Source organism: Parvularcula lutaonensis, from assembly GCF_014651915.1.
Taxonomy (GTDB): domain Bacteria; phylum Pseudomonadota; class Alphaproteobacteria; order Caulobacterales; family Parvularculaceae; genus Parvularcula; species Parvularcula lutaonensis.
The window spans coordinates 1,292,607-1,313,698 of the sequence record NZ_BMXU01000001.1; the positions used below are offsets into that span (position 1 = coordinate 1,292,607).

Annotated in this window: 24 protein-coding genes and 1 other RNA gene; 15 read left to right on the plus strand and 10 right to left on the minus strand. The window is 64.3% G+C overall.

Going from position 1 to position 21,092, the window contains the following annotated elements; genetic code table 11:
- The first annotated feature begins 65 nt into the window (after positions 1-65).
- Positions 66-212, plus strand: a complete 147-nt coding sequence (locus IE053_RS06235; RefSeq protein ID WP_189573419.1) for a hypothetical protein — start codon at positions 66-68, stop codon at positions 210-212.
- Here the strand turns inward: IE053_RS06235 and thiE are convergent.
- From thiE to tkt, 7 genes are all read right to left on the minus strand, one after another.
- A complete protein-coding gene (gene thiE, locus IE053_RS06240) occupies positions 209-850 on the minus strand; it encodes a thiamine phosphate synthase (RefSeq protein ID WP_189573422.1) in 642 nt (213 codons plus the stop codon). The two genes, IE053_RS06235 and thiE, sit on opposite strands and share 4 nt — an antisense overlap.
- Positions 847-1,608, minus strand: a complete 762-nt coding sequence (locus IE053_RS06245) for a Coq4 family protein (protein WP_189573425.1) — start codon at positions 1,606-1,608, stop codon at positions 847-849. The genes thiE and IE053_RS06245 overlap by 4 nt, the downstream gene beginning before the upstream one ends.
- Positions 1,609-1,680: 72 nt before the next feature.
- Positions 1,681-2,133, minus strand: a complete 453-nt coding sequence (locus tag IE053_RS06250; RefSeq protein ID WP_189573428.1) for a PH domain-containing protein — start codon at positions 2,131-2,133, stop codon at positions 1,681-1,683.
- 98 nt (positions 2,134-2,231) lie between these two features.
- The gene (locus tag IE053_RS06255) at positions 2,232-3,281 is read right to left on the minus strand and encodes a class I fructose-bisphosphate aldolase (RefSeq protein ID WP_189573431.1); all 1,050 of its coding nucleotides are present in this window, start codon (positions 3,279-3,281) and stop codon (positions 2,232-2,234) included.
- 141 nt (positions 3,282-3,422) lie between these two features.
- A complete protein-coding gene (locus IE053_RS06260) occupies positions 3,423-4,622 on the minus strand; it encodes a phosphoglycerate kinase (protein WP_189573433.1) in 1,200 nt (399 codons plus the stop codon).
- A 73-nt stretch (positions 4,623-4,695) separates the two neighbouring features.
- A complete protein-coding gene (gene gap / locus IE053_RS06265) occupies positions 4,696-5,703 on the minus strand; it encodes a type I glyceraldehyde-3-phosphate dehydrogenase (RefSeq protein ID WP_189573450.1) in 1,008 nt (335 codons plus the stop codon).
- Between the two features lies 1 nt (position 5,704).
- Entirely contained in the window at positions 5,705-7,687 is a 1,983-nt protein-coding gene (gene tkt / locus IE053_RS06270; RefSeq protein WP_229786077.1) for a transketolase, read from the minus strand.
- A gap of 105 nt (positions 7,688-7,792) precedes the next feature.
- Here tkt and IE053_RS06275 point away from each other — a divergent pair, with 105 nt between their 5' ends.
- From IE053_RS06275 to IE053_RS06290, 4 genes are all read left to right on the plus strand, one after another.
- Complete coding sequence (locus tag IE053_RS06275; protein ID WP_189573452.1) at positions 7,793-7,993, plus strand: hypothetical protein; 201 nt, start codon at positions 7,793-7,795, stop codon at positions 7,991-7,993.
- Complete coding sequence (locus tag IE053_RS06280) at positions 7,986-8,294, plus strand: cell division protein ZapA (protein WP_189573456.1); 309 nt, start codon at positions 7,986-7,988, stop codon at positions 8,292-8,294. Before IE053_RS06275 ends, IE053_RS06280 begins: the two co-directional genes overlap by 8 nt.
- Positions 8,295-8,430: 136 nt before the next feature.
- Positions 8,431-8,588, plus strand: a non-coding RNA gene (gene ssrS / locus IE053_RS06285) — 6S RNA.
- Positions 8,589-8,594: 6 nt separating this feature from the next.
- A complete protein-coding gene (locus tag IE053_RS06290) occupies positions 8,595-9,194 on the plus strand; it encodes a 5-formyltetrahydrofolate cyclo-ligase (RefSeq protein ID WP_189573459.1) in 600 nt (199 codons plus the stop codon).
- 21 nt (positions 9,195-9,215) lie between these two features.
- Here the strand turns inward: IE053_RS06290 and IE053_RS06295 are convergent, their stop codons facing one another.
- Positions 9,216-9,506, minus strand: coding sequence for a hypothetical protein (locus IE053_RS06295; RefSeq protein WP_189573462.1), 291 nt, complete (start codon positions 9,504-9,506; stop codon positions 9,216-9,218).
- A 246-nt stretch (positions 9,507-9,752) separates the two neighbouring features.
- On the opposite strand from IE053_RS06295, the gene radA reads away from it, so the two are divergent.
- The 8 genes from radA (at position 9,753) to IE053_RS06335 (ending at position 17,960) form a co-directional block, all read left to right on the plus strand.
- Positions 9,753-11,102, plus strand: a complete 1,350-nt coding sequence (radA, locus tag IE053_RS06300) for a DNA repair protein RadA (protein ID WP_189573465.1) — start codon at positions 9,753-9,755, stop codon at positions 11,100-11,102.
- A gap of 31 nt (positions 11,103-11,133) precedes the next feature.
- Positions 11,134-11,655, plus strand: coding sequence for a CvpA family protein (locus IE053_RS06305; protein ID WP_189573468.1), 522 nt, complete (start codon positions 11,134-11,136; stop codon positions 11,653-11,655).
- A gap of 3 nt (positions 11,656-11,658) precedes the next feature.
- A complete protein-coding gene (gene purF, locus IE053_RS06310; protein WP_189573471.1) occupies positions 11,659-13,164 on the plus strand; it encodes an amidophosphoribosyltransferase in 1,506 nt (501 codons plus the stop codon).
- A gap of 241 nt (positions 13,165-13,405) precedes the next feature.
- Entirely contained in the window at positions 13,406-15,385 is a 1,980-nt protein-coding gene (locus tag IE053_RS06315) for a heme lyase CcmF/NrfE family subunit (RefSeq protein WP_189573474.1), read from the plus strand.
- Positions 15,382-15,735: a cytochrome c-type biogenesis protein gene (locus IE053_RS06320; protein ID WP_189573477.1), complete on the plus strand. Its 354-nt coding sequence runs from the start codon at positions 15,382-15,384 to the stop codon at positions 15,733-15,735. The genes IE053_RS06315 and IE053_RS06320 overlap by 4 nt, the downstream gene beginning before the upstream one ends.
- Positions 15,735-16,337: a YdcF family protein gene (locus tag IE053_RS06325; protein WP_189573481.1), complete on the plus strand. Its 603-nt coding sequence runs from the start codon at positions 15,735-15,737 to the stop codon at positions 16,335-16,337. Before IE053_RS06320 ends, IE053_RS06325 begins: the two co-directional genes overlap by 1 nt.
- A 7-nt stretch (positions 16,338-16,344) precedes the next feature.
- On the plus strand, positions 16,345-17,043 hold the full coding sequence (locus IE053_RS06330) for a lysophospholipid acyltransferase family protein (RefSeq protein ID WP_189573484.1): 699 nt from the start codon (positions 16,345-16,347) through the stop codon (positions 17,041-17,043).
- Positions 17,040-17,960, plus strand: coding sequence for a DUF2125 domain-containing protein (locus IE053_RS06335; RefSeq protein ID WP_189573487.1), 921 nt, complete (start codon positions 17,040-17,042; stop codon positions 17,958-17,960). The genes IE053_RS06330 and IE053_RS06335 overlap by 4 nt, the downstream gene beginning before the upstream one ends.
- Here the strand turns inward: IE053_RS06335 and hisC are convergent.
- Positions 17,957-19,051 (minus strand): histidinol-phosphate transaminase, encoded by a 1,095-nt coding sequence (gene hisC, locus IE053_RS06340; protein ID WP_189573489.1) that lies wholly within the window; start codon positions 19,049-19,051, stop codon positions 17,957-17,959. The genes IE053_RS06335 and hisC overlap by 4 nt on opposite strands.
- A 32-nt stretch (positions 19,052-19,083) precedes the next feature.
- A complete protein-coding gene (locus IE053_RS06345; protein WP_189573491.1) occupies positions 19,084-19,836 on the minus strand; it encodes a methyltransferase domain-containing protein in 753 nt (250 codons plus the stop codon).
- Positions 19,837-19,907: 71 nt separating this feature from the next.
- On the opposite strand from IE053_RS06345, the gene gloB reads away from it, so the two are divergent.
- Together gloB and IE053_RS06355 are read left to right on the plus strand one after the other, a co-directional pair.
- On the plus strand, positions 19,908-20,687 hold the full coding sequence (gloB, locus tag IE053_RS06350; RefSeq protein WP_189573493.1) for a hydroxyacylglutathione hydrolase: 780 nt from the start codon (positions 19,908-19,910) through the stop codon (positions 20,685-20,687).
- On the plus strand, positions 20,684-21,085 hold the full coding sequence (locus tag IE053_RS06355) for a hypothetical protein (RefSeq protein WP_189573495.1): 402 nt from the start codon (positions 20,684-20,686) through the stop codon (positions 21,083-21,085). Before gloB ends, IE053_RS06355 begins: the two co-directional genes overlap by 4 nt.
- Positions 21,086-21,092: the final 7 nt, after the last annotated feature.

The window sequence follows — 21,092 nt, forward strand, 5'->3', positions numbered from 1 at the left end:
CCTTTGCGAGAATGGCGAACGCTTCCCCGCGCCCGCGCCTTAGCCCAGCAACAAGGAGGCGCACCATGCCCAAAGATCAACCCGACAAAGACGATAAGCCGGAGACTGAAGACGAGCGCCTCGAGGAAGGCCTCGACGACACCTTCCCGGCCAGCGACCCCGCCTCGGAAGCCCGCGAGCCGAAGCCCGGGGGGCATGAGAAAGACGCCTAGGCGCCAAGCGCCGCCTGGAAGGCTCTTGCACCAGCTTCGGCGCCGTCTGGATGATTCCAGATGGCGCCTGAGACGGCGACGTAGTCAGCTCCTGCCTCAATCAGGCTGCGCGCCGTCTCCGCCGTGATCCCCCCGATCGCCACGCAGGGCACCGTCGCCATCTCTGACCACCGGGACAGGATTTCGGGGTCCGCGTGATGCTCGACCGCCTTGGTCGTCGTCGGGAAGAAGGCGCCAAAGGCGACATAGTCCGCGCCCGCTTCGCCTGCCTCCATCGCCAAATGGATGCTGTCGTGGCAGGTGACGCCGATGTCCCTGTCCTCGCCGAGAAGGCGCCGGGCTTCAGCCACCGAGCCGTCAGACTGGCCGATATGGACGCCATCGGCACCGGCCTTTTTCGCCAAGTCCGCCCGGTCATTGATCAGCAAGCCGACGCCTGCCTGCGCGCAAAGCGGCAGCAGGGTCTCGGCAGCGCGCAGGACCTCGTCATCCCCAACATCCTTGAGCCGGAGCTGCAGGCAGGCGACATCCGCCGCGGTGCCCGCGCTCGTGCCGAATACGCGCACGACCTCCTCGGCGAAGGCCGGGAGGTCTGCAATCTTGGGAGGGGTGATCAGGTAAAGAGCTGGGTCCGTCATGCCGCCTGCGGTTGGACCAGGGCGAGGAGTCGCTCCTGGGGCAAGGCCGCATAGACGGGACACGGGACGATGTTCAACTCCTCACGGACCTCTCGCAGGCGGCGGTCCAGGAGGTCGATGAAATTGACGTGCAGCAGGTCCGCCGAAGCCCTACCCATGCGCCCGCCATTGTTGACGACCTTGAAGACCGGCAGGGACGGATCCTCGAGCTTCACCCTTATCGCGCCCATGCGGGCGAGATACTTGTTGCCACGGTTGCCGGTGATCTTGCTCGTGAAGTTGAGCAGCGCCAGCTCACCGAGGCTGTCACGGTTGTAGCCCGTGAGGACATGGAACATGTCGTGGGTGATGTTCAGCCAGTAGGTGAAGGCCGAATATTCAGGGTATTCGCGCTCGAAATCTTCGGTCAGCAGCCCCTTGTCGCGAAAACTCTGGGCAACGCCGTCGGTATCGAGACCCTCGCGGTCCATGAAATCGGCATAGGTCCGCCCCACCGTGCCGACGGGCAGCTCGCGGAGGCGCTGGCGGTCATCGAGGGCGCGGAAGATCGCGCGGCGGTCGTTGACCATTTGCTCGTAGAACGGCCCGCGGGCGAAGCGCTCGAACGTCCTGTGCAACATGCCGCCATTGATGTTGTAAGAGAAATCGAAGACGTAGCTCGTTTCTTCCTTGTTGCGCATCAGGCCGAAAAACGCAGCCAGCGACTTGTCCGGCCGGATCGGCGGAGCAGGCGGCATCTTGATTTTCGACATATCCATGGGCGACCTCCGAGCGTGAAAGATGAGGCTAGTTCACCTTTCCGTCCAGCCCATGACCGCCAAAGATTATTATCAGCTTGATTGATCCTTTTCGGGATGCGCCGTCCTGAACGCCGGCGCCCGTTCGATCGAGATGCGCGCCTCGCTGATGGAGGTCCTCACGTCGACGGGGTCCTGGATCGGCGGCGAATGGAGGGGGCTGCCGCCCGAGCCGTTCAGTTCGAGCCGACCATAGCCGAAGAGGCGCTGGAACACCGTTTGATAGACATTCACATTCTCAAGGGCATCGAGCGGAATCTCGTTCGTCCGGCGGCTGATGAAGCCCTTTTTCAGGATGATACGCCGGTCCGTCAGTGCGAACTCCGTGGTCTGCATATAGACCTGCACGACCACGAAGACGATGATGCCGATGATGGAAGTGATCAGGGCGATGACAGCCAGCCCCTGATTGAATGGGCCGTCACCGATCACTTCCACCTGATAGAGATGCCAGAACAGCCAGGCGACCGGAGCAAGGCCGAACACGACCAGCTCCAGCCACGCCAAAAAACGAAAGAGCCAAGGGAACCGCGCCAGGACGATCAGGCGCTCATGGGGCGGCAGGCTCTTTTTGACGAAGAACGTCAGGCGTCGTTCTCCATTTCAGGGGTCCATGCGCCCTGCTGGGCTAGGCCGTTCATTCTCGCACGGTGGGCGAACGCCGCCTGTGCGGCGGGGACGTTCTCTTTCTTGCCGCCCCAGCTTTCGAGCGCCGACGCCTGCAGGGCGCGGCCGTAGGAGAAGCTGAGCTTCCACGGCATGATGTCCGCATACGCCTTGTTCATGGTGTTGAGGTTTTCCGTCGCCTGCACTTCCGACTGGCCACCGGAAAGGAACACGATGCCCGGAACCGCAGCGGGAACCGCATTGCGGAAGCACCGGACGGTCTTCTCGGCAATTTCGTCCGTAGACGCCTGTCTATCCGACTTCTTGCCCGCGATGACCATGTTCGGCTTGAGGATCGTGCCTTCGAGAGCGACCTTGGCGTCGTAGAGCTCCTCATAAAGAAGCTTCAGCCCCATCTCGGTCACTTCATAGCAGCGGTCGATATCATGATCGCCGTCCATCAGGACTTCCGGCTCGACGATCGGGACGATGCGCTGCTCCTGGCAGAGAGCTGCGTAACGCGCCAGCGCGTGCATGTTGGCGCGCAGGCACGAATAGCTCGGGATGGAGCGGTCACCGCCGCGGCCGATGTCGATCACGGCGCGCCATTTGGCAAAGCGGGCACCGAGCTGATGGTACTCTTCAAGACGCTCCCGCAGGCCGGTGAGGCCCTCGGTGACCTTCTCGCCAGGGTGGAAGGCATAGTCCTTCGCACCCATGTCGACCTTGATGCCGGGGATCGAGCCTGCGGCGGTGATGAGGTCGACGAGCGGGGTGCCGTCTTCCGCCTTCTGACGAATGGTCTCGTCGAAGAGTATGACGCCGGAGATGTTCTCCTTCATTGCGCTCTCGGTGCGGAAGAGAAGCTCGCGGTAGTCGCGACGGTTGTCCTCGGTGGACTCAAGGCCGATCGAGTCGAAGCGCTTCTTGATCGTGCCGGTGGATTCGTCCGCAGCCAGGATGCCTTTGCCTGGTGCCACCATGCGGACGGCGATGTCATTGAGCTCATTGAGCAGTTCAGGGGTCATGGGTCTTCCCAAGTTTCCATGTCTTCAGCCCCGACCGGTATTTCGGAAAGCCGGGGATGGAAGGCGCCTCCGAAAAGCGCCGTTCTTGCGATACACCCGCCGCTGGCCGGTCGTCCGGCTTCTCCTGGCGGCCCTAGCTGATTACTTCTTCTCCAAAACCTTGATGCCCGGGAGGGTTTTGCCCTCCATCCATTCAAGAAACGCGCCGCCAGCGGTGGAGACATAAGTGAAATCGTCGATCACGCCGGCCATGGCGAGGGCCGCGACCGTGTCGCCGCCCCCTGCGACGGAAATCAGCTTGCCCGCCTTGGACAGCTTGGCTGCGTATTTCGCGAGCTCCACGGTGCCGACATGGAAGGGCTCGGTTTCGAAGGCACCGAGGGGACCATTCCAGACCAGCGTCTTGCAACCCTCAAGGGCCTCTGCATAGCTGTCGATGCTGTCCGGGCCGAGATCGAGGATCATCTCGTTGGGCCGCACGGCATCTGCCGCGCGAACATGGGTCTTGGCGCCGGCCTTGAACTCCTCGGCGACGACCACGTCCTTGGGCAGGAGGATGTCGCAGCCCGCGTCGGCGGCCTTGGCCATGATGTCCCGGGCGGTGGGCACGAGGTCCGGCTCGGCCAGCGACTTGCCGATCTCGAAGCCCATGGCGAGCAGGAACGTGTTGGCCATGCCCCCGCCGACGACGAGCTTGTCGGCCTTGGCGATGAGTTCGTTGAGGACGTCGAGCTTGGTCGAGACCTTGGCCCCGCCGACGATCGCCATCATCGGGCGTTCGGGGTTCGAGAGAGCCGCTGCGAGATAGTCGAGTTCCTTGGCAAGGGCGAGACCTGCCGCAGACGGAAGATGCCGCGCGACACCCTCGGTCGAGGCATGGGCGCGGTGCGCGGCGGAGAAGGCGTCATTGACGTAGACGTCGCCCAGGGATGCAAGATCGGCGGCGAAGCCCGGCTCGTTCTCCTCTTCCTCTTTGTGGAAGCGCGTGTTCTCGAGAAGATAGACATCGCCCGGCTGCATCTCGGCGATAGCGTCCTTGGCCGTCTGGCCAACCGTGGCCGGAACGAAGCCAACTGGCGCACCCAGTTCGTTGGCGAAGGCCTGCACGACCTGCTCGAGGCTCATTTCGGGGTTCGGCTCACCCTTGGGACGGCCGAAATGCGACAGCAGGATGACCTTGGCCCCCTTTTCGCGGAGGGCCTGGACGGTCGGCAAGGCGCGGGCGAGGCGGGTCGTGTCCGAGACCTTCCCGTCCTTCATGGGCACGTTGAAATCGACACGGACAAGCACGCGCTTGCCGTTAAGGTCGCCGAGGTCTTCAATGGTGTTGTAAGTCGTCATACGGAAGATCACCGCCCAGTGCGGCCCTTCTGTAGGACGAAGCGGCGAAGCGCCGCTTCGCCGCTTGCGGGAGTTAGAGGTATTTCGCCATTTCAAGCGCGGTGTCGGACATACGGGTGGAGAAGCCCCACTCGTTGTCGTACCAGCTCAGCACCCGGACGAGGCCGCCATCGACGATCTGGGTCTGGGCCGCAGCGAAGGTCGAGGAGTGCGGGTCGTGCATGAAGTCGCTGGAGACGAGCGGTTTGTCCGTGTAACCGAGGACGCCCTTCATCGCACCTTCGGAGGCTTCCTTCATCGCAGCGTTGATGGCTTCGACCGAGGTCTGTTTCGAAGGGACGAGCTTGAGATCGACGACCGAGACGTTCGGGGTCGGCACGCGGATCGAGGAGCCATCGAGCTTGCCCTTCAGCGCCGGGATCACGAGGCCGAGGGCCTTGGCGGCGCCGGTCGAGGTCGGGATCATGTTCTGGGCCGCAGCACGGGCGCGGTAGAGATCCTTGTGCAGCGTATCGAGCGTCGGTTGGTCGCCGGTATAGCTGTGGATCGTGGTCATGTAGCCGCGTTCGATGCCGCAGACATCCATCAGGACCTTGGCCACGGGAGCGAGGCAGTTCGTGGTGCACGAACCGTTGGAGACGATCTTGTCGTCCGGACCCAGCGTATCGTGGTTGACGCCGTAGACGATGGTCTTGACGTCAGCCGTCGAGGGCGCGGAGACGAGAACGCGCTTGGCGCCGGCGTCGAGATGGGCCTGGGCCTTGTCCGGCGCGGTGAAGATGCCAGTGCATTCGAAGACGATGTCGACACCCTTGTCGCCCCAGGCGAGATCGGCGGGGTTGCGCTCGGCCGAAACCTTGATGGTCTTGCCATTAACGGTGATCGAATCGTCATTCGAGGAAACCTCCATCGGCAGGCGGCCGTGGATGGTGTCGAATTCGAGGAGGTGAGCGTTGGTCGCCACCGAGCCGAGGTCGTTGATCGCGACGACCTCGATATTGTCGCGGCCGTGTTCAAGCATCGAGCGCAGGGCGAGGCGCCCGATGCGGCCGAAACCATTGATACCAACTTTGAGCGTCATGTTACTCGTTCCCTTTAATCAGGCTGCGAACTTTTGCAGCGGCGTTCTTGGCAGTGATGCCGAAATGCTCGTAAAGCTCCTTATACGGACCTGAAGCACCAAACGTGGACATTCCGAGGAAGTCCCATCGCGTGCCGCCGAGGCCGAGCAGCTCGCCCCAGCCCATCTGGATGCCCGCCTCGATACCGAGGCGCGGCGCCGTGCCGAGAACATCGGCGATATAGTCGCCGTCCTGCTTCAGGAAGAGCTCGGCACAGGGAAGTGATACGACGCGGGTCGGGATACCCTCGCCGGAGAGGTTGTCGGCAGCCGCCAGCGCGATCTCGACCTCGGAGCCGGTGGCGACGATCGTCGCCTTGGCGCCTTCGGCGTCGCGCAGGACATAGCCGCCCTTTCGGGTCAGGTTTTCAGAGGCGTCCGCACGCACTGCGGGGAGGCTTTGGCGGGTCAGCGCCAGGACGGAAGGGGCCTGCAGCTCGAGGCTCACGGCCCAGCTCTCGGCCGTCTCCACCTCATCTGCGGGACGGAAGACGTAAAGGCCCGGAATCGCCCGGAGGCTCGCGAGATGCTCCACCGGCTGGTGGGTCGGCCCGTCCTCGCCAAGGCCGATTGAGTCGTGGGTCAGGACATAGACCACGCGCTGCTCCATCAGCGCCGAGAGACGCATGGCCGGACGCATATAGTCGGAGAAAACAAGGAAAGTGCCGCCGTAGGGCACCACGCCGCGATGCAGGGCGAGGCCATTCATGATGGCCGCCATGCCATGCTCGCGAATGCCGTAGTGGATGTAACGCCCGCCGGGGTTCTCCGCGTCGAGTATGCCGAGCTCCGCCGTCTTGGTGTTGTTCGAACCGGTCAGGTCCGCCGAGCCGCCAACAGTCAGCGGCGTCGCCGCGTTGATGGCATCGAGACAGTTCTGTGATGCCTTGCGGGTGGCAACCGCCTTGGCCGCCGAAGCAGCCTCCCTTGCATGATCGCTCAGCGCACGGATGGCCGCGGAAACGTCGCCCGCCATCGCTTCGTCGAACGCGGCCTTGTGGCTCGAGCCGTGGTGGCGCTCCTCCCAGACGGCGCGCTCGCTCGCACCGCGGCTGCCGGCGCTTCGCCAGGCATCGTAGACATCGTCCGGGATCTCGAAGGGCCCATACTCCCAGCCAAGCGCGCGGCGTGCGGCCGCGATCGCCTCGGAACCGAGCGGCGCACCGTGGGAGCCCGACGTGCCGGCCTTGTCGCCGGCATTCTTGCCGATCACCGTCTTGCACGCGATCAGCACCGGGCGGTCCGAACCCTTGGCATCGGTCAGGGCCTTGTCGACTGCTTCCATGTCGTGGCCATCGACCCGCATGGTGCGCCAGCCACACGCCTCGAAGCGGGCGATCTGGTCCGTCGAGTCCGACAGGCTGATCCTGCCGTCGATCGAGATGTTGTTGTCATCCCAGAGAACGATCAGCTTACCGAGCTTCTGGTGCCCGGCGAAAGAGATCACCTCCTGGCTGATGCCTTCCATCAGGCAGCCATCGCCCACGATGGTGTAAGTGTAGTGATCGACGAGGTCCGATCCGAATCGCGCCGCGAGGTGTTTCTCGGCGAGGGCAAATCCCACGGCGTTGCCAAGGCCCTGCCCAAGCGGCCCTGTGGTTGTTTCGATGCCCTTGGCATGCCCGTATTCCGGGTGCCCGGCCGTCTTTGCACCCAATTGCCGAAAATTTTTCAGTTCTTCGAGAGTCATGTCCTCGAAGCCCAGAAGGTGGAGAAGACTGTATTGCAGCATCGAGCCGTGACCTGCCGAGAGCACGAATCTGTCCCGGTCCGGCCAGTCTGGCGCTGCTGCATCGAATTTCATGTGCCGGCTGAAGAGAACGGTCGCAACATCCGCCATTCCCAAGGGCATGCCCGGATGGCCAGAATTCGCTTTCTCAACCGCATCCATCGAAAGTGCAGCGATCGCAGCCGACATTCGTTCATAGATGTGGTCTAATGGCATGGTCTCGTCTCCGGGGTTTCGGAGCTGTCGATGCCTCGCCCGACCCCGGGGGTCAAGGCAGCATGGAGGCTTGAACATGAATCAAGTTATGTTCATTCCTGAAACATGAACCGACTCGAATCATCCAAGCGCCGTTTCGAAGCTGCGTTGGCCGCAGTGGACAAGCATCTCTCGGGCGCAGCCAAGGCCAAAGCGGACGCCCGGAAGGGCCTCGACCTGCTCGACAGGGTCGAAAAGCGCGCGGAGACCGCGATCAAGCAATTGCGCGACATCATCCGCCAGGGAGAAGGCAGCTCTCATGGCTGAAATCAGTGTAGAGATCAATGGCCGCGAGCACAAACTGACCTGCGACGACGGGCAGGAAGCACGGGCACGCAAGCTGGCCGAGATATTCGACAAGCGTGTCCAGGACGTGCGGGCGAAGCATGACGGCCTGAGCGACAGCCAGGCCCTTGTCGTGGCGGCCCTCGCCATTCTTGACGAGTATGACGAGGCCAAGAACCGGTGGTCGACCATGACCCCGGAAGGCGCGGCGGCCGAGTGGGCCGCGGACCGGCTCGACGAAGCGAGCGAAAGACTGGAAAAGCTGCTCGCCGAAATAGCCTAGCGCTGTCGGCCAAGCGACCGGACGGGCGACATAAGGCCAGGAAAGGGTGGCGCGAGATTGTGCCTCACCTTTGCGTGCGGCAAGGGGACTGACGCGCCTCCCCCTTGCGGACGGCCCTCCCGACCCCTAGCTTCCCAGATCGCTGCCCGGCCCGTTAGGACATCTTTCCCCGGGGCCTTACAGCCATTCTAGGGAGCTGCCTCTGGCTCGGACCGTGGTCCTTTTCACGCGGCGCCCACCTGAACCTTTGGGTCCAGGGCGAATGCAACGTCCGACGGCCGGTGCGGCAGATTTGTTCCGATGATCCCTCCCCTCGCTCTCAACCTCATCAACTTCAAGAAGGTCTTCCGCGAGAGGGCCAAGCAGGCTCGCCGCCTGGCGAAGCAGAGCCAGCCCAATGCGGCGCGATTTGCGGCGACGCATTTCATGACGCATCTCGAGCCCCCGGAAGGCAGCGCCGTCGCGCTCTACCATCCCAAGGGCGATGAACTCGACACCGCGCCGCTGGCCGAAGCGCTGGCGCAGGCGGGAGCCGCTGTCCTCTTGCCGGTGGTGGAGAAGAAAGGCGCGCCACTCGTCTTCCGCCTGTTCGAGATCGACAAGGGGCTGATCAAGGGAGCCTACGGCATCATGGAACCGGGACCCGACGCCCCGGTGATGCGGCCTGATATGGTGGTGACGCCGCTTCTCGCGGTCCGTCCTGATGGCGCACGCCTCGGCATGGGCGGCGGCTATTACGACAGGACGCTGGAGAAGCTGAGATCGGAAGGCGACGTGGTCGCCATCGGCTATGGCTATGCAGCCCAGATGATGGAGCGCTTCCCGGTCGAGCCGCAGGACCAGTTCCTCGACGGCTTCGTGTCCGAGCAGGGCTTCACCCGCTTCGAACGGCGACGCTGAACGCGCGCCAGTCCGAAAGCCTTAAGCAGCGGTGCCTACAGCGGGGCGGTGCTTGCGCAGCCATTCGCGGGCGTCGCGCTGGGCCGCGGCGACCTGGCGGGCATCCATCTCTTCAGTGATCTGCTTGCGGTAGAAGATCGCCTCTTCATTGCCCTGCAGAGCGGCGAGGTTGAACCATTTGTGCGCCGCGACGAGATCGACAGCACCGCCATCGACGCCGGTCGAGGCTTCGATCCCCATACGGTACATCTCGTCGGCGGTCGGAACCCGCTCTGCGTTCAGGATTTCTTCGATACGCGTCTCGATGGACATCTCTGTTCTCCCCGGTTTCGTGGCGCGTTTGCGTTGTTAACTGTCACCGAGAGTGTCGAGGCAGAGTGAAGATCCAATAAACAGCACCTTCACTAGATGTTCAGTGATAGGAAAGTCTCTATTAAAGTCTCCAAACGGAGATTAAGGGTTCGGTTCTGTTTGCAAAGATGAACACGGACTAAATATCCACAGGGGTGTGGAAAGCGGCCGGGCTGGCGCGGCGGCGCGAACAGGCTATGAAGAGCCATGCCGAAGAATGCCCCCTCCTTTGCCTGTCAGGCCTGCGGAAGCGTCTACGCCCGCTGGCAGGGACGCTGCGACGATTGCGGCGAGTGGAACACTGTCGAGCCCGAACAGGACGCGCTCGCCGCGCCGGGCTCGGGAAAGAAGGGAAAGGCCCGCGGCCTGCCCCTCGAGAGCCTTGCAGGAGAGAGCGCACCGCCGCCGCGCTTCAACACCGGCGCGCAGGAGTTCGACCGCGCGCTTGGCGGCGGGCTTGTTCCGGGTTCGGCGCTTCTCGTTGGCGGCGATCCGGGCGTGGGCAAGTCGACGCTCCTTCTCCAGACCGGTGCGGCGATCGCGCGGTCGGGGAAGAAGACGGTCTATATTTCGGGCGAGGAGGCTCTCGACCAGATCCGTCTGCGCGCTGAGCGTCTTGGCGTCGCGAAGGCGCCAATGCAGCTCGCGATCGGCACCGCCCTCAAGGACGTGATGCAGACCGTCAAGGCCGCAAAGCCCGATGTCCTGATCATCGACTCGATCCAGACACTCTGGTCCGACGACATCCCCTCGGCCCCCGGCACGGTGACGCAGGTCCGCGCCTGTGCATCGGAGCTCACACGCTTCGCCAAGAACGCAGGCTGCACGGTGATCCTCGTTGGCCATGTGACAAAGGAGGGCCAGATCGCCGGCCCGCGCGTGGTCGAGCACCTTGTCGATGTCGTTCTCTACTTCGAGACAGAGCCGGGGCGCAGCTTCCGTTTGATCCGTGCCGTGAAGAACCGATACGGCCCGGCGAACGAGATCGGCGTATTTGAAATGCGCGGAGAAGGGCTCGCCGAAGTCTCGAACCCCTCGGCCCTGTTCCTCGGTGATGCCGACGAGGACACGCCGGGCACAGCCGTCTTTGCCGGGACCGAAGGCTCGCGGCCCCTCCTCTGCGAGTTCCAGGCGCTGGTCCTGCCAAGCCAGCTCGCGCAGCCGCGGCGCGCGGTGGTCGGCTGGGACTCAGGTCGCCTGTCCCAGCTCCTCGCCGTTCTCTCGGCACGGTCCGGCGTCGATTTCGGCCGAGATGATGTCTTTCTTTCCGTGGCCGGAGGTTTGCGTATTACCGACCCTGCCGCCGACCTTGCCGCGGCCCTTGCCCTGATCTCGGCCAAGGAAGGCATCGCACTGCCCCAAGGCACCACGGCATTTGGCGAGATCGGCCTTTCAGGCAGGATCCGCCGCGCAGCGCAGGGGCCCCTCCGGCTCGGGGAGTCCGCCAAGCTCGGCTTTGTCCGCACGGCTGGCCCGGCGGACATCGAGAGCGATGCCATCAAGTGCATCCCCCTCGACTCCCTGCGTGCCGCGGCGGATTGGCTGACCGGCACTTGATCGAGAGCGAGAGAGCAGCAAGAGGAAGAGCGTGAGCCAGTTCGACCTCCTCGTCCTTGTCATCATCGGCGTCTCGGCCCTCATCGGCTGGTATCGCGGCGGCGTGCGCGAGGCAGTGACCCTGGGGGCGATCGCAGCGGGGTTCCTTGCAATCAGCCTCTTTGGCGGCATGGCGACGAGCGCTGTCGACGGCACCATCGGCAAGCTCCTCGTGCTGGCCGGTTTGTTCCTCGCCGGAGACACGGCGGTGTCGATTGCGGGCTCCATACTGGTGCGGAAATACCTCGGTCGCGACAAAAAGCGCGGCGACCGAATCGCAGGCGCAGCCTTCGGCATCCTGCGTGGCTGGGTCCTCGCAGCTTTCGTGCTGTTTTCCGTGCTGGTCTACCACGAAGGCGCGCCGCGGCCGCAGATGGTGGAACGAAGCCTCTTCGCCCCGGCGCTGGAGGCGACGGCTGAGGCTTTCCTTCGCAAAGCTGATGTTTCTGTCACGGAATTGTCAAAGCGGTCTTTTCGGTCCATCTCCCTCTCAGCCGAGCCCACCGGGACCTGAGCCATGCAGCATGTTTCGAACTTCCTGCGCCGCGAGCGAAACCGCCAGCGGACGCAACCCCTGTTGCCGCGCGCCCTCAACGAGGAATGCGGTGTTTTCGGGATCATCGGCCATGACGGGGACGCCGCGCCGATCATCGCGCTGGGCCTCCACGCCCTGCAGCACCGGGGCCAAGAAGCCGCAGGCATTACCACCTATCACGAAGGCCAGTTCTATTCGGACAAGCATCTCGGCCTCGTCGCCGAGCATTTCCACGGCGAGGAAGTGCTCTCCAAGCTCAAGGGCAATGCCGGGATCGGCCACACGCGCTATTCGACGACCGGCACCGGGGGCCTGCGCAATGTCCAGCCGCTCTATGCCGATCTTGACCGCGGCGGCATCGCGATCGCCCATAACGGCAACCTCACCAACGCCCGGACCCTGCGCCAGCAGCTGATCTCCAAGGGCTCGATCTTCCATACCACCAGCGACTCAGAGCTTTTCGTGCAGCTGACGGCGCTGTCCCGTGGCCTGACCATGAGCGACAAGGTCATCGACGCGGCCCGCGCTGTGGAAGGCGCCTATGCGCTGACCGTACTTACCCGCGACGCGCTGATCGGCGTACGCGATCCCGTCGGCATCCGTCCCCTCGTGCTCGGCAAGCTCGGCGATGCCCATGTGCTGGCGTCCGAGAGCTGTGCCTTCGACCTCATCGGCGCCGAATTCATCCGGGACGTGGAGCCGGGCGAAGTGGTCATCTGCGGCAGGGACGGTTCGCTGACCTCGCGGCGCCTGACCGCCGAGGTGAAGAACCCGCGGCCATGCATCTTCGAGCTCATCTATTTCGCGCGACCGAACAGCTTCGTGGATGGAGAGAGCGTCTACGAGATCCGCAAGCGGCTGGGCCGTGTCCTGGCCGAGGAATCGCCGGTGGAAGCGGACATCGTCTCGCCCATCCCGGACTCAGGCGTTCCCTCCGCGATCGGCTTCGCCCAGGCGAGCGGCATCGACTACGAAATGGCGCTGATCCGCTCGCACTATTCGGGCAGGACCTTCATCCAGCCCGACCAGAAGATCCGCGAAATGGGCGTGGCTCGGAAGCACTCCGCCAATATGGGCGTGGTGAAGGGCAAGCGCGTTGTCCTTGTCGACGACAGCCTCGTCCGGGGCACGACGTCGAAAAAGATCATCGAGATGATCCGCGATGCGGGCGCGAAGGAAGTCCACCTGCGCATTGCCTGTCCGCCGATCACGCATCCTGACTTTTACGGCATCGATACGCCGTCCAAGGAGGAATTGATGGCCGCCTCGCACACGGTCGAGGAAATGCGCGACATCATCGGCGCGGACAGCCTCTCGTTCCTCTCCCTCGAGGGGCTCTACAAGGCGCTCGGCAAGGGGCCGCGGGACAATCTGCGCCCGGCCTTCACCGACCACTGCTTCACCGGCGATTACCCGACGCCGCTCTCGGACATGGCGAACACGGCCGAGAAGATCGAGCAGCTGAGCTTCCTGCGCGAGGCACGCTAGACGCACCGACGTGGCGATGCGGCGGACATGGATCGGGCCGGTCGCGGCTTTTCGGTCCTCATTGGGGAGCAATCCCGGGATCGCGGGCGTGAAGCGGCCTTCATCGCGGCACCCGGTGCGAGCCTTTGAGAAGGAAACTCTCTCTGCGCGGGGCCGAGGGCATGGGGCTTCGCGCCAAGCGTTCTATGCGCTTCGTCGCATCCGGGTTGCTTCGGAGGGCTGACGGCGCCAATTCGGTCCTATGCAGGTCAGCCTTCTCGGAACGCTTCTCCTCGTCCTCGCCGCGGCTGCGGCCGGGGTCATGGCCGTGGCCGGTCTTGTCCCGTCGCGGGACAGGAGGGTGCACGCGATCGCGGCCAGCGCGGCGACCGCGCTCCTGATGGCCATCGGCGGAGCCTTTGCGCTGCTGATGTACGCATACAGCCAGACCGATGTCAGCCTGCTCAACGTCTTCCTCAACAGCAACTCCCTGAAGCCGATGGTCTACAAGCTGACCGGGACCTGGGGGAACCACGAGGGCAGCCTGCTGCTGTGGCTCCTGATGCTGGCCGGTTTCGGCGCAGCGATGGCCCATTCCAGGGGCGGAGCGCCGGAAATGCGCAGGCTGGCTCTCGGCATCCAGGGGCTTCTGACCCTCGCCTTCCTGCTCTTCGCGATCCTGACCTCAAGCCCGTTCGAGCCCTATCCCGCCGACTGGCCGACGCCGGTTGATGGGCAGGGCCTCAATCCGCTGCTGCAGGACATCGGCCTCGCGATCCACCCGCCCACGCTCTATGTGGGTTATGTCGGCCTTTCGGCCGTCTACAGCTTCACTATCGCGGCGCTGATCCGCGGCGAACTCGACCAGGACTGGGCCCGTGCCGTGCGGCCGTTTCTCCTGTTCGCATGGGCCGCGCTGACCCTCGGGATCGGACTCGGGGCCTTCTGGGCCTATTACGAACTGGGCTGGGGCGGGTTCTGGTTCTGGGACCCGGTGGAGAATGCCTCGCTGATGCCTTGGCTTGCCGCGACGGCACTCCTGCACTGCGTGATGGTCGTCGAACGGCGCGATGCCCTGAAGCCGTGGTGCGCGGCGCTGGCGATCCTCGCCTTCGGCGCATCGCTCCTCGGTGCCTTCCTCGTCAGGTCGGGGATCGTCACCTCGGTCCATGCCTTCGCCAATGACCCCGAGCGGGGCGTGGTGCTTCTCCTGCTCTCGGTCCTGTTCACGGGCGGCGGCTTCCTGCTCTTCGCCCTTCGCGGCTCGAAGCTCGTCAAGAACGAGGCTTTCGAACCCGTCAGCCGCGAGGGCGCGCTGGTCCTCAACAACCTGCTCTTCTCGGTTCTGTTGTTCACGGTGTTTCTCGGCACCTTCTGGCCGACGGTGGTGGAAGTTTCGTCAGGGACCCGGATCTCGGTCGGCCCGCCCTATTACAACCTCATGGCAGCGCCGCTGACGCTCGCCATGGCGGCAGCGCTGGCCTTCGGCTTGCTCATCCCGTGGCGGAAGCGTGGCCGCGGCGCCTGGGTCCGGCCCTATCAGCTCATCCTCGGCGCAGGCCTCCTCCTCGCCAGCGCCGCGACGCTGGTGCTCGGCGGCTCGCTTCTCGCGTGGATCGGTTTTGCAGCTTCGATCATCGTCTTCGGCGGCGTCGTCGCTGACCTCCTGCGCAAGGCCGGCCTGCCGGGAGCGGATGCTTCGGAAGCCCTCCGCCGCCTCGCCAACCTGCCCGGCCGCAGCGTCGGCGCTTTGCTCAGCCATCTCGGCCTTGCCCTTCTCATCCTCGGGGTGACCTCGGCGTCGCTCTTCCAGACCGAAGTGCGGACCGCCCTGCGCCCCGGCGAAAGCGCCGAGATCCGCAACCTGACCCTGACCTTCGTGTCGACCGAGATGCGGGCAGGCCGGAACTACCTCGCAGAGACCGACCGCTACACGGTCGAGCGGGATGGCAAGGTGATCGCCGAGCTTTACCCTTCTCGGCGCTATTATCCGGTGGCGGATGAAGGGACGACCGAAGTGGCGATCACCCGTGTCGGGCTCGGCAATCTCTATCTCGCCTCGGCAGGCATTCGCGAAGACAAAGACCTGCGGATGGTGCGCGCCTATGTGCATCCGCTGATCCACCTTCTGTGGTCAGGAGCCCTGCTCGTCGCGATCGGCGGCTTTGTCGCCGCCTTCTCTCCGGGAACGAAGCGCCAGCAAAAAGAGGCGGAGCCGAATGCCCCGGCGGTGCCCGCATGATCGCGCTTCTCTCGGCCCTGCTCCTCGCCCTCACCCCGGCGCAGCAAGCCCGGGCGGACGCGATCTTCAAGGATATCCGTTGCGTCGTCTGCCAGAACCAGTCGATTGCGGAATCCGACGCGGAACTCGCCAGGGTCATGCGCGCGCTCGTCGAGGAGCGGATCGCAGCTGGCGACACCGACGCCGAGGTGAAGGCCTACCTCACCGCCCGCTACGGCGAGGCCGTCCTCCTGACCCCCACGGCTTCGCCCAAGAACTACGTTCTCTGGGCAGGTCCGGTGCTGGCTCTCATGCTGGGGGGCATTTGGGCCTTCTCCCTTTTTCGGGGCAGCGCTAAAGCGCGCGAGTGATGCGTCTTCCAAGACTCGCCAGACGGGCCCTCGCGGCCGGGTTCATCTCTCTCCTCCTCCTGGTGGCGGGCTTTTTCGTGTTCGCCGCGACCCTTCCCCGGGCAGACGAGGCGCCGCTGGCAGGTCTCGACCCCGCCCGGGCGTCGGAGCGGGGGATCGTCGTCCTGACCGGTGGCGGCGGCCACAGGATCGAGGAGGGACTGGCGCTTCACGCGAGGGGCCTCGGTGACCGGGTCCTGATCTCAGGCGTCAATCCACGGACGACGAAGAGCGACCTGGCGCCGATGGGCGATCCCGAGCGGCTGGCCTGCTGTGTCGACCTCGGCCCCTATGCCCGCACGACCCGCGGCAATGCGATCGAAAGCCGGGACTGGCTGCGGCAGAACGGATACACCACGGCGCTTCTCGTGACGTCGGACTTTCACCTCCCCCGCGCGACCATCGAGCTGCGCCGGTCGGCACCTGAAATCTCCGTGATCGGGGTTCCCGTCGCTAGCGTTTCCGCGCCAGAGCAGGGATGGATGAGCAAAATCTCCGCCTGGCGGCTGCTCGTCGGAGAATATCTGAAGTATCTTGTCGTCCGCATGCGGTCGATCATCTGAGCCCCGCATGACCCGACTGCGTTCGATCCTCTTTGTCCTGCTCATGTTCCTGTTCGCGATCGTGACAGGCCTGGTCGCCTGGCCTGCGCTGTTCAAGCGCGAGTGGTCGCTTGCAGTTTCCAAATTCTGGACCCGCGGCACGCTCTGGCTGCTGAAGGTGCTTTGCGGTATCCGCGACGAGGTCAGGGGGATGGAGCACCTCCCCACGGGGCCTGCCATCATCGCCGCCAAGCACCAATCGATGTGGGAGACCCTGAAGCTCACCACGATCCTCCCGCGGCCTTGCTTCGTGCTGAAGAAAGAGCTGAAGGGCTGGCCGATCTTCTCCTGGTTCGCGATCGCCAACGGTTTCATCTTCATCGATCGCGAGGCAGGGGCCAAATCGCTCCGTGACATGACGAACCAAGCCAAGGAGCGGCTGGCCGAAGGCGCGCAGATCGTCATCTTCCCCGAAGGCACCCGGAGCGCGCCCGGAGAACGCCTGCCCTACCAGCCGGGCGTCGCGGCGCTGGCCAAGGCGCTGGACGTCCCCACCGTTCCCGTCAGCCACAATTCGGGGGAATACTGGCTGCAACCGGGGCCGATCAAGAAACCCGGCACCATCATCATGACCATCCACCCCCCAATCACGGATGTTTCCAACCGCAAGCAGTTCCTCCGCGCGGTGGAAGCGGCGATTGAGGGAGAAGAGGAGACCGCTGCATGACAGAGAACAGAGCGCCGCGCCGTATCATTGTCGGCGCATTCGCCATTTTTGCCGTCCTCGCGGTCCTTTACACGATCATGTGGAACACCGGCGCGCGAAAGATGAAGGAAGAGATCGCCGCCTTCGCAGCGCGTGAAGCCGAGGCAGGCCGGAGCTTTACCTATGACCGCATCGATGTCGCCGGCTATCCATTCACCCTGCGCGGAAAGGTACGGAACCTGATCTGGGCGAGCGATCTCTACCGTTTCGACGCAGAGGACGTGACGATCGCGACCCTGCCCTATGACCCGAGCCGCATCATCTTCGCACCGCGCGGCAAGAGAACCCTGCGGATCGGCGACGAAGCCTACGATCTCCAATCGGACGACCTGCGGTTCAGCCTCGAACCGAATTTCGTGGTGATGGAAGGCCACGGGCTGATTCTGACTGGCAAGGACCGCGCGATGGCGATCGGCGACGTGATCGCCAACTCCCGGCGCCTCGGAGGGGGGAGCGCCATCGCCGTGCAGATCAAGAACTGGTCTTTCGGCGGCGAGGCCGATGCGCGGATGACCTATTTCAACCTCGCCGCATCGCGAGAGAACGGTGTGCTGACGATCGCCGGCATGTCCGCTGGCATTGGCGAGGGCGAAGACACATCGCCCACCCAAATTCAGGGACAAGGCACGCTTTCGGCCAACGAGGAAGGCGTCCTCGATGGCCGCCTCGATCTCAAGCTGAAGAACGAACGCCCCCTGCTCACCTTGCTGGGACGCACCGCCGCGTTTGACCCGTCGACCATGGACACGGCGGCGAGCCTTCTCGGCGCCGTCACCAATCAGGGCACAAGGGAGATCGAGCTGCCGCTGGTCATCGATGGCGGCGACCTCAAGCTCGGGCCAGTGAGCCTCGGCGAGTTGCCGCCGGTCAGCCTCTAACGCGAAAAGCTCTCCGATGCTGCGAGGAAGGCGTCGTTCGCCTCCCTGCTGCCGATCGAGACCCGAACGAAATTCGGCAGGTTCGAGCTTGAAAGGCCACGCACGAGAACACCGTGATTCTCCTGGTGCTGAAGGAAGTGCTGCGCCTCGGCCGTGTCAGGGAGTTCGACAAGAATGAAATTGGCCATGGTCTCACGCACCGTGAGGCCGTGGCCGCGCAGGGCCTGGACCAGCCGGGCCATCTCGCTGAAATTGTGACGCCTGTTGCGCTCGACGAAATCCTGGTCGTCAAGCGCCGCCTCTCCCGCGACGAGGCCCGGAGCCGTGACGTTGAAGGGACTCCGCACACGGTTGAAGACATCGATCACCGAAGGCGGTGCATAGGCCCAGCCCACACGCATCCCACCGAGACCATAAATCTTGGAGAATGTCCGCGTCATGACGACATTGTCGGCGCCAGTCGCGATCGCCTCTCGCACGAAACCGGTGCCGGGATCATAGTCCGTATCGAGAAGATACTCGGCATAGGCACCGTCGAGGACCAAGAGAATGTCCTCGCGAAGGTTTTCTCTAAGCCGGCCGATCTCTTCGTTCGGCAGCAGCGTACCCGTCGGGTTGTTCGGGTTGGCGAGGAACAGGACCTTGGTCTTCTCGGTAACCGCGGCCAGCAGAGCATCGACGTCGGCGACGAGGTCGTCCTCCTCGGCCTGCACCGGCGTGCAGCCTTCGGCCATGGCGCAGAGCGGGTAGTAGCTGAATCCGTGTTTCGTCATCAGCACCTCGTCACCCGGCTCGGTGAAGCAGCGCACCGAGAGGCTGAGCAGCTCGTCAGAACCATTCCCGCAGACAAGATGATCCGGGTTGAGATCATAGACCTGCCCAAGCTTCTCCCGCAGGGCCGTGGCCGATCCATCCGGATAAAGATGAAGCTTGCCGGCAGCCTTTTCAGCCGCCTTGATCGCGGACGGTGCAGGACCGAGGGCGCTTTCGTTGGAGGACAGCTTGTGCACCTTGCCCGCGCCGGCCTTGGCCTTGCCAGGCACGTAAGGGGAGATGTCGAGAATGCCGGGGCGCGGGGTCGGTCTGGTCATGGACGGGGAATGCCTGAAAGGCGACGGCTTTTCTAGCGATCTTTGCGCCGCTCTCGTTCAGCGGCGAGCCCCGCCACCCGTCGGCCCTTGCCCGCGAGGAGCGGCTTCAGGACTTCGACCTTGCTGCCTGACGCCGGAACCGCCATCGAGCGCCGCGCCTCCACCATCACCACGCCCGCCACGTTGGGAAGCGGCACCCGCAGCGGCTCGAGCCGTTCCGCCGTCCGCTCCCACATCGGCGCGAGACGCCGGAGCTTGGCAATCGGCGGGAAATAGAGGGCGGAGGCTTGCGCCGTCGGTGCGAACATCGAACGGTTCAGGAGCTCGAGGAGCTGGCGCCGCGAATAGGCCCGGCCCGCGGCAAGCGGCGAGTTCTCGATCAGGGTCCAGAAGCCGTGCCTGTTGGCAGCGATCAGGACCAGGCGGCCATCGTCGGTGAGGACGCGCCACGCCTCGCGCAGCAGGCGATGGGGCTGCGCCGCTTCTTCAAGCCCATGCAGAATGACCAGCCTGTCGATAGAAGCCTCGCGCAGCGGCCAGTTTTCTTCCTCGACCAGCACCTCGTTCTTCCGGACCACGGCTCCGGCTGCGGCAGGCACCATGTCGATGACCCGTTCGGCGTCCGGGAAGGCATCAAGCACGGGCGCAGAGTAGCCAAAGCCAGCCAGCCGCTGGCCCTTGAGGTCACCCCACGCGTCGGTCATTCGCTGGATCAGCGTTGCCTGCGCCACCTGCCCGAGAGGGCTGGCATAGAAGCGCTGGAGCTCTGCACTCTCGGTCCGCAAGGGGGTTCGTCCTTTTTGCCGAGCGGCTTCGGCGCCGCTACGGTGGAAAACATAAGGAGAAACGTTCCGCGATGCACCATCTTGGCCCGCTTACCGTGCACCAGTTCCCGTGCCTGCAGGACAATTACGGATTCCTGGTCCGTGACGAAGCTTCGGGACAGGTCGCAACAGTCGACACACCAGACGGAAAAACCATTGCAGAACAGTCTGATAGGCTCGGATGGCGGATCGACATGATCCTCAACACCCACTGGCACCCCGACCATATCGGCGGCAATCCGCACCTTGTTGAGCGCTTTGGCTGCGACGTTATCGCGCCCGCAGCCGAGGGCGAGAAGATCCCGCACAAGACACGCGCGGTCGCTGGCGGCGACGAGGTCAGGCTGGGAGAAACCCGGTTGAGGGTCATCGACGTTCCCGGCCATACCCTCGGGCACATCGCCTACCATTCCGAAGAGGCCGGCGTGGCCTTTGTCGGCGACACGCTGTTCTCTCTTGGCTGCGGAAGGATGTTCGAGGGCGATCCGGAGACCTTCTGGGCGTCGCTGTTGAAGATCCGGGCCTTGCCTGCCGAGACAATCATCTTCTGCGCCCATGAATACACCGCGGCGAATGCCGAGTTCGCTCTCAGCATCGATCCCGCCAACCCCGCGCTGAAGGCCCGCGCGGAGGACGTCGCTGCCCTTCGTGCACGGGGGGAGCCGACCGTGCCGGTGAGGCTGGCCGACGAGATCGAAACCAACCCCTTCCTGCGCGCGGACGATGCCGGACTGGCAGCGTCCCTTGGCCTCGCCGGCGCGCCGCCCCATGAGGTCTTCGCCGAGATCAGGAGCAGGAAAGACCGGTTTTGAGCTCGCCAGAAGACCTGATCCGCCAGCACGCGCTCCTGCCCCACCCGTTCGAGGGGCACTGGCGCGAAACCGCCCATGTCAAAGGCATCCGGCGAGAGGGCCTGCAGCTCTTGACCGCTCTCGATGAGGCTGGCTGGCACGGCGTCGAGGCCGAAGTCAGCTACACGCTGGAAGAAGGCGGGCCTGTTGCGCTGAGCCTCTCGTCGAACCGGCGCACGGCCTACGGCTACAGGCTGCTCACCCCCGGTGACGCGGTGAAGGTGGGTCCGGCCGTGCTGCGCGCCATTTCGTGTCTGGGCGGCCATGCGCTCCTGCGGCTAAGGCTGGAGCCAGACGTCGCTTTGACGGACCGGCAGCTGATGCCCGATGACTGGTACCCGCAGCCTGACGGAGTGTGAGGGGGAG

Bases quoted from the DNA above. Each gene is read 5' to 3' on its own strand.
- IE053_RS06260 (WP_189573433.1), bottom strand. From the start codon at position 4,622: ATGACGACTTACAACACCATTGAAGACCTCGGCGACCTTAACGGCAAG.
- IE053_RS06245 (WP_189573425.1), bottom strand. From the start codon at position 1,608: ATGGATATGTCGAAAATCAAGATGCCGCCTGCTCCGCCGATCCGGCCG.
- thiE (WP_189573422.1), bottom strand. From the start codon at position 850: ATGACGGACCCAGCTCTTTACCTGATCACCCCTCCCAAGATTGCAGAC.
- tkt (WP_229786077.1), bottom strand. From the start codon at position 7,687: ATGCCATTAGACCACATCTATGAACGAATGTCGGCTGCGATCGCTGCA.
- IE053_RS06335 (WP_189573487.1), top strand. From the start codon at position 17,040: ATGACAGAGAACAGAGCGCCGCGCCGTATCATTGTCGGCGCATTCGCC.
- IE053_RS06280 (WP_189573456.1), top strand. From the start codon at position 7,986: ATGGCTGAAATCAGTGTAGAGATCAATGGCCGCGAGCACAAACTGACC.
- radA (WP_189573465.1), top strand. From the start codon at position 9,753: ATGCCGAAGAATGCCCCCTCCTTTGCCTGTCAGGCCTGCGGAAGCGTC.
- IE053_RS06295 (WP_189573462.1), bottom strand. From the start codon at position 9,506: ATGTCCATCGAGACGCGTATCGAAGAAATCCTGAACGCAGAGCGGGTT.
- IE053_RS06320 (WP_189573477.1), top strand. From the start codon at position 15,382: ATGATCGCGCTTCTCTCGGCCCTGCTCCTCGCCCTCACCCCGGCGCAG.
- hisC (WP_189573489.1), bottom strand. From the start codon at position 19,051: ATGACCAGACCGACCCCGCGCCCCGGCATTCTCGACATCTCCCCTTAC.
- IE053_RS06235 (WP_189573419.1), top strand. From the start codon at position 66: ATGCCCAAAGATCAACCCGACAAAGACGATAAGCCGGAGACTGAAGAC.
- IE053_RS06325 (WP_189573481.1), top strand. From the start codon at position 15,735: ATGCGTCTTCCAAGACTCGCCAGACGGGCCCTCGCGGCCGGGTTCATC.
- IE053_RS06275 (WP_189573452.1), top strand. From the start codon at position 7,793: ATGAACCGACTCGAATCATCCAAGCGCCGTTTCGAAGCTGCGTTGGCC.
- IE053_RS06255 (WP_189573431.1), bottom strand. From the start codon at position 3,281: ATGACCCCTGAACTGCTCAATGAGCTCAATGACATCGCCGTCCGCATG.
- purF (WP_189573471.1), top strand. From the start codon at position 11,659: ATGCAGCATGTTTCGAACTTCCTGCGCCGCGAGCGAAACCGCCAGCGG.
- gap (WP_189573450.1), bottom strand. From the start codon at position 5,703: ATGACGCTCAAAGTTGGTATCAATGGTTTCGGCCGCATCGGGCGCCTC.
- gloB (WP_189573493.1), top strand. From the start codon at position 19,908: ATGCACCATCTTGGCCCGCTTACCGTGCACCAGTTCCCGTGCCTGCAG.
- IE053_RS06290 (WP_189573459.1), top strand. From the start codon at position 8,595: ATGATCCCTCCCCTCGCTCTCAACCTCATCAACTTCAAGAAGGTCTTC.
- IE053_RS06330 (WP_189573484.1), top strand. From the start codon at position 16,345: ATGACCCGACTGCGTTCGATCCTCTTTGTCCTGCTCATGTTCCTGTTC.
- IE053_RS06315 (WP_189573474.1), top strand. From the start codon at position 13,406: ATGCAGGTCAGCCTTCTCGGAACGCTTCTCCTCGTCCTCGCCGCGGCT.